The organism is Frankia sp. CcWB3, from assembly GCF_977927595.1.
On sequence record NZ_CDWRCK010000180.1, the window covers coordinates 1 to 6,688 of the forward strand.

The window sequence follows — 6,688 nt, forward strand, 5'->3', positions numbered from 1 at the left end:
GTGCGCGAGATCGCCGGTACCCTGCGCCGGTGGCGGGCGGCGGGCACCGCGTTCGCCGTGGCCACGGTCGTCGATGTCCGGGGCAGCGGGCCGCGCCAGCCGGGTGCGGCGATGGCCGTGGCTGCCGACGGCGAGGTCGTCGGCAGTGTGTCCGGCGGCTGCGTGGAGGGCGCCGTGTACGAGGTGGCCGCCGAGGTGGTCCGCACGGGGGCGCCGGCCTTCGAGACCTACGGGATCTGCGACGACGACGTGTTCGCCGCCGGGCTCACCTGCGGCGGCGTCATCGATCTCGTTGTTACGCCGCACCTGCCGCACCTGCCCGACGGGTCAGATCTGTCGCCCCCACCGGGCCAGCCGGACCTGGGGCCATCGCCGCTCGACGCGGTCCTTGCAGCGATCGCCGCCGACGAGCCGGTAGCCCTGCTGACCGTGGCCGGTGGCGAGCGGTTGGGCAGCCAGGTCGTGGTGTGGCCGGAACGGACCGCCGGTTCGTCGGGTGCGTCCGAGGTGTCCGGGCTCGAGGTGTCCGGGCTCGACGAGGCCCGTGGCATGCTCGCGGCCGGGCTCAGCGGCCTGCGTCACTACGGTCTCCACGGGCAGGGGGGCCGCCGCGGGCAGGAGGGCCCTCGCGGGCAGCGGCGACCCGACGCGGTACCGGTGTTCGTCCGTTCGTTCGCGCCCCCGCCGCGGATGCTGGTCTTCGGGGCGATCGACTACGCCGCCGCGGTGGTCCGCATCGGGCGTTTCCTCGGTCACCGGGTGACGGTGTGCGACGCGCGGCCGGTCTTCGCCACTCCTCGCCGGTTCCCCGACGCCCACGAGGTGGTATGCGAGCGACCGGCGGCGTTCCTCGCCCGCACCGAGGTCGACGCGCGCACGGTGATCTGCGTCCTCACCCACGACCCCAGATTCGACCTCCCGGTGCTGCGCGCGGCGCTGCGCTCCCCGGCCGGATACGTCGGGGCGATGGGGTCGCGGCGCACCCACGCCGACCGGCTGCGCCGGCTGCGCGAGGACGGGGTGAGCGAGCCAGACCTGGCCCGGCTGCGCTCACCCATCGGACTGGATCTGGGTGCGCGCACGCCCGAGGAGACGGCCGTCTCCATCGCCGCGGAAATCATCCAGAACCGGTGGGGCGGGAGCGGCCGCCTGTTGCGGGCCACCCGCGGCCGCATCCACGCCGAACCCGCCGAGGCCGCGGACGGGTGCACGGGAACAGCAAGATAATCAACGGTGTTGACGAGCATCCGCGTTCAAGATCATAAAAGGACGAGATCATAAAAGGACGAGACAACTCTCCCGGCCCCAGTTCTCCGGATCCGACACCCCGGACGTGATCGGTGGTGCCCGAACCGCGGCCGGAGTCAAACTCAGGGGGTGAGACGCCAGGGTCGACGGGGCCGTGGCGGGAGCTGGCCGGAGGGGTGGCGTACGTGCGCATCGCGATGTCGCTGGGGTACAGCGGAGGTTTCGAGGAGACCGTCTCGGGGCTCGCCGACTACGAGAAGGCCGGGCTCCAGGTCATCCAGGTCGCCGAGGCCTACAGCTTCGACGCGGTCAGCCAGCTGGGGTTCCTCGCCGCCCGGACCTCGCGCGTCGAGATCGCCTCGGGGATCATGCAGCTCTACACGCGCACCCCGAGCCTCATCGCGATGACCGCCGCGGGCCTCGACTTCGTCTCGCGCGGGCGGTTCACCCTCGGGATCGGCGCGTCGGGGCCGCAGGTCATCGAGGGTTTCCACGGTGTCCCCTACGATGCCCCGCTGGGCCGGACCCGCGAGACCATCGAGATCTGCCGGAAGGTCTGGCGCCGGGAGGTCCTCGAGTACCACGGCCGTCACTACGACATCCCGCTCGCCGCGGGGCGGGGGACCGGTCTCGGCAAGCCTTTGAAGATCATTAACCGGCCGGTGCGGGACCGGATCCCGATCGTGCTGGCCGCGCTCGGCCCGAAAAACGTCGAGCTCGCCGCCGAGCTCGCCGAGGGTTGGATGCCCGCCTTCTACCTGCCGGACAGCGCGGACGAGGTGTGGGGCGAGGCGGTGCGGGCCGGTACGGCCAGGCGGGACCCGGCGCTCGGCACCCTGGACGTCTGGGCCGGGGCCTCCCTGGCCGTCGGCGACGACGTCACCGCGCTGCGCGACACCGACCGGCCGCAGGTCGCGCTGTACCTGGGGGGCATGGGCGCGCGGGGCCGCAACTTCTACAACGACCTGGCCCACCGCTACGGCTACGCCGCGGAGGCGAAGCTCGTCCAGGACCTCTACCTCGCGGGCCGTAAGGGGGAAGCCGCCGCCGCGGTGCCGGCCGGCCTGCTGGAGAGGCTCTCCCTGATCGGGCCGCGCGGCTGGGTGGCCGAGCGGCTCGCCGTGTTCGCGGAGTCCGGGGTCACGACGCTCGCGGTCAATCCGGTGGCGCCGACACACCTGGAGCGGGTGCGTCTCATCGAGCAGATCCGCGAGCTCGCCGACGGCCTTTGATGGCTCTCCGCCTGAGGCGGGGGATTCCAAGATGACTTTTACGTCACGATAGGGTCATCGGCGTGGGCGGACCGCGGTGGGCGTATCGTGACGGCCCCGCCGTCACCGACGGTCTGACCAACGGTGACACGCGTGAGCAGATCGCGGCGGGTCCAGGGGTGGCGGATCCAGCGGCAGCGGATCTACCGGCGGCCGATCCGTACCCGTCCCGGTCCCGCGGCCGGACCAACGCGCTGTGGACGATCGTCGACCAGGTCGTGTCGAGTGGCACCAACGCGGCGATCAACTTCATCATCGCCCGCCGGGTCGACCCGACCGAGTTCGGTGCGTTCGCGATTGCCTACACGATCTTCGCGATCGTCGTCGGCCTGTCGCGCGCGGCTGCCACGGCGCCCCTGGGGATCAGCTACGCCGCCGCCCCGGCCGCGTTCCGCGCCGCCGCTCGCGCCGCGTCCGGCCTGGCCCTGGTACTCGGTGCCGTCGTGGGCGCCGGCCTGATGGCGGTCGGTAGCGTCCTCAAGGGCGTGGTCGGGACGAACCTGATCGCGATGGGTGTGGTCATGCCGGCCCTGCTGGTGCAGGACGCCTGGCGCTACACGTCGTTTGCCCAGGGACGCCCCCTCCGCGCCGTCGTCAACGATCTCGTCTGGGCGGCCGGGATGGGCGTGGGCATCGTCCTGCTGGCCATTGGCGGGCCGGAGGCGGCCATCGGCGGGCGGGCCGCGGCCGGCGGCGCGCCGGTGATGGTCCTCGTCTGGGGTGCCGCCGCGGCGCTGGCCGCGGTGGTCGGCATCGGGCAGCATCGGGTCTGGCCCGCCCCGCGGCGGGCGCTCGCCTGGTTCGCTGGTCACCGCGAGACGACCGGCTTCATGACCGCCGAGTTCGTGACGGTCCAGGGGGCGCAGCAGACGTCGATTCTGATCATCGCCGGGATCGGCTCGCCATCGCTCGTCGGTGCTCTGCGCGGTCTGCAGACCCTGCTCGCCCCCACGACGAACCTGGCCGTCGCGTTGATGAGCCTCGCGATCCCCGAGTTCGCCCGCCGCAGGGGCGCCCCGGCCCGTCGGATCATCCGCGCCGCCTACGCCGTGTCCGCGCTGGTGGTTGCCTCCAGCGTGCTGTGGACCCTCATCTTCCTGATCCTCCCCGACGATTCCGGGGCGGCCCTGCTCGGCGACACCTGGAGCCAGACCCGTGAACTCCTTCTCCTCGCGATGATCGCGCAGGCCGGGCCGGCGCTGTCGGTGGGACCGGTCGCCGTGCTCTACGCCTTCGGCCGGACCAGGCTCACCTTCTGGATCAATCTTTTCTTCACGCCCTTCCTGCTCGCCGGCCCGGTCACGGGCCTCCTCCTCGGCGGAGCCAAAGGGGTGATCATCGGTAACGTCATTGTGTTCTGGGCGACGATCCCGCCCTGGATCTACCAGCTCCACAAGCAGACCCGTGCCGTCGGCCGTGAGTGACCTCCCCGCCCGCGCGGATCCTCCGAGCCCGGGCGTGCTACCCGGCGGCGGACGAAGGTGTGGTCCCGGCCGGGGTCATTTCCCTGATCTTGGATCCGGCAGGCATGATGAGCGGGATCTGAGCTGCCGGACCGCACCGGGCCGGCCGTGTGAGGCCTTGGCCTTCCCCGGGAAGGTACGTCGCGGGATCGAGGAGGAGAGGAGGAGTGGCGACCTATCTGCTCGGCCTCGGTTCCGCGGTGTGTTTCGCGGTGGCCGCGGTGATCCAGCAGCGGGTTGCCTTCCGGGCGCCGCCCGATGACGTCCTGCGGCTGCGGCTGCTGCTGTGGTTGGTGCGGCGACCGTGGTGGGATGTCGGGGTCGCCGTCGCGGTGGTCGGCAGTGTGCTGGCCGCGGCGGCGCTGAGCCGGGGCGCGGTGGCCCTCGTCGAATCCCTGCAGATCTGCCAGCTACTGTTCGCCCTGCCGCTCGCCGCCCTGCTGGCGCAGCGGGCGGTGCTGCGCCGCGACTGGGCGGCGGCCGCGGCGACGGCCGGTGGCCTCGTGCTCTTCCTGATCGCCGGAGATCCGCACCCGGGCGATCCGGGGGCCGTCTCGACGTTCGGCTGGGTCCTCACCGGCGCGGTGGCCGGCGGGCTGGTATGCGGTGCGGTGTGGGGGACGCGGCGGCTCACCGCTGCCCGGCGGGCCCCGATGCTGGCCACGGCCGTGGGCCTGCTGTCCGCGATACAGGCCGCCCTGACCAGCAGCATCGGTCACCTGCTGACCACCCGCGGGATCGATGCGGTCCTGGTGTCCTGGCAGCCCTGGTCGGTCGTGGCCACGGCGATCGTCGGTGCGTTGCTGCTGCAGAGCGCCTACGAGATGGCGCCGCTGCCGGCGTCGCTGCCCGCCGCGGTGAGCAGCGAGCCGCTGGCCGGGGTGGTGATCGGGGTGGCCCTGCTGGGCGGCGACCTGCGGCTGGCGCCCCTCGCGTTGGTCGGTGAGGTGCTCGGACTGGCCGTGATGGTCACGGGTGTCCGCACGTTGGCGACGTCTCCGCTGATCACCGGGCAGATGTCGCGGCTGGTGGCGAGGCAGGCCCAGGGGCGGCTGTCCCGGCTGGAGGAACAGGTGCACCATGACCTGGAGCGGCTGCGCGCCGACCTGCGCCGCAGCCGGCGGGCCGGCGTCCCGGGGCCGGCGTTGCGCCGCGCGCGCCGCCGGCTGCGCCGGGACCTCGACCGCATTGGCGCGGAGCTGGCGAGCCTCGTGGACGAACGGCACCGGTTCGACGATCGGATGCGGCCGGTCGCCGGGCGGGTGGGCTCGAACGGGCCCCGACCCTCGAACGGGTCCCGACCGAGGGAGCGGGGCCTGCTGGGGGACGATGCCGTGCCGGAAAGGGAACTGCTCGCCGCGCGGCGTGCTCTCGACACCCGGGCGGACGAGCTTCGCCGGCGGGCGGATCGACTGCGCGGTGAGGCCGGCGCCGTCCTGGCTCAGAGGAATCATTCGCGATAGTCAGTCGACCGGGACCGGTCCGCGGTCGTGCACCGGGGCGAACCCCTGCCGGCGCGCCGCCGTGCCGCGACCGGGCCACGAGCTGCTGGGTCACCTGTTCGCGCTTGGTTTTTTCAAGATAATCAACAGTGTTGACGAATCTAGACAAACCATTTTCAATACGGATTGTGGTCGCCATGTGAGACCGAGCAAGCCTGGTACATCCATAGGACGCGCCGGGCAGGCCGTGGACGGCCCCCTGCACACCCTGTTCTTCGAATCGCTGTGCTACCTGATGGTCGGCGTTTTCGGCGCGGTGGGGATCCTGCGCCGCCGCCGCGGGCTCGTCCTCACCCTCGCCGTCGGCGGGTGGCTGCTCGCCGTCGGCGGGGTGGTCCTCGGCGCCAACCGGCTCACCGACTCCCACATCCTGAAGTACACGGCCGTCTTCCTCATCGGGGCGGCGATGTTCCTCTACGCCGACCGCATCCCGCGCAGCCGGGCCCTACTCATCGCCGCCGCGGGCCTGCTCGCCGCGGGCCTGCTCATCCCCCACGCCTACCGGCCCCTCGCCCTGGCCCCGCTGGCCTACCTGCTGCTGTACGCCGGAACCGGACGGGGGCTGTCGCGGGTGGGGGCGCGTCGCGATCTGTCCTACGGCATCTACGTCTACGCCTGGCCGCTGCAACTGCTCCTGCTCGAAGCCGGGGCCGATGCGGGTATCGGTACGGGTGCCGTCGTCGTGCACATCGCGGCTTCCCTCGCCGTCACCTCCCTCGCCGCCCTCGCAAGCTGGTATGCCATCGAAGCACCCGCCCTTGCGCTGAAATCCTGGCAATCGCCGTTGCCAAGACGTTCAACGGACGCGGGCGCGGCGCACCTGTTCGTCCCGCGGAGCCGTTGACCCCCGCCAAGGCCGACGCAACGCTCTACCCCACAGATGGATCTTCTAAGATGCGAAATGTGAGGCGCGGGTCTGTGATCTGGGCCGCGACGACGGTCGGGCGAGGTGTCCGGTCCGTCCTGGTGGCCGCCGTGGCCGTCGGCCTGGCCGTCACCGCCCACACGGCCGCCTGCGCGATGACCCCGTCACTGTTGATGGCGGTCATCGGGCTGGTACTCGCCGCCCGGGTCTGCTGGGGGGTGTCCGCCCGACGGATGTCACGCAGGCGCCTCACCGGACTGGTGCTGGCCGTCCAGGCCGGTCTGCACGTGGCGTTCACCGTCACCGTCCCCGCCGGATCCCACCCTTCCGGCCTCGCGC

The 6,688-nt window shown here is 72.2% G+C and carries 5 protein-coding genes and 1 pseudogene; all 6 read left to right on the forward strand.

From position 1 onward, the window contains the following. Positions 1-1,227: XdhC family protein (locus ACY5KJ_RS14025; protein ID WP_462203542.1), on the forward strand; the 1,227-nt coding region annotated here is incomplete at its 5' end. A gap of 206 nt (positions 1,228-1,433) precedes the next feature. Next, positions 1,434-2,480, forward strand: coding sequence for an LLM class F420-dependent oxidoreductase (locus ACY5KJ_RS14030; RefSeq protein ID WP_462203548.1), 1,047 nt, complete (start codon positions 1,434-1,436; stop codon positions 2,478-2,480). A 62-nt stretch (positions 2,481-2,542) separates the two neighbouring features. Then, positions 2,543-3,943, forward strand: coding sequence for a hypothetical protein (locus ACY5KJ_RS14035; protein WP_462203543.1), 1,401 nt, complete (start codon positions 2,543-2,545; stop codon positions 3,941-3,943). Positions 3,944-4,149: 206 nt separating this feature from the next. After that, positions 4,150-5,445 carry a DMT family transporter gene (locus ACY5KJ_RS14040; RefSeq protein ID WP_462203544.1) on the forward strand — a complete coding sequence of 432 codons (1,296 nt, stop codon included), beginning with the start codon at positions 4,150-4,152 and terminating at the stop codon, positions 5,443-5,445. A gap of 226 nt (positions 5,446-5,671) precedes the next feature. Continuing rightward, positions 5,672-6,328, forward strand: a complete 657-nt coding sequence (locus ACY5KJ_RS14045) for a hypothetical protein (RefSeq protein WP_462203545.1) — start codon at positions 5,672-5,674, stop codon at positions 6,326-6,328. 59 nt (positions 6,329-6,387) lie between these two features. Continuing rightward, positions 6,388-6,688 (forward strand): annotated as a pseudogene (locus ACY5KJ_RS14050) (hypothetical protein); the annotation flags it as partial.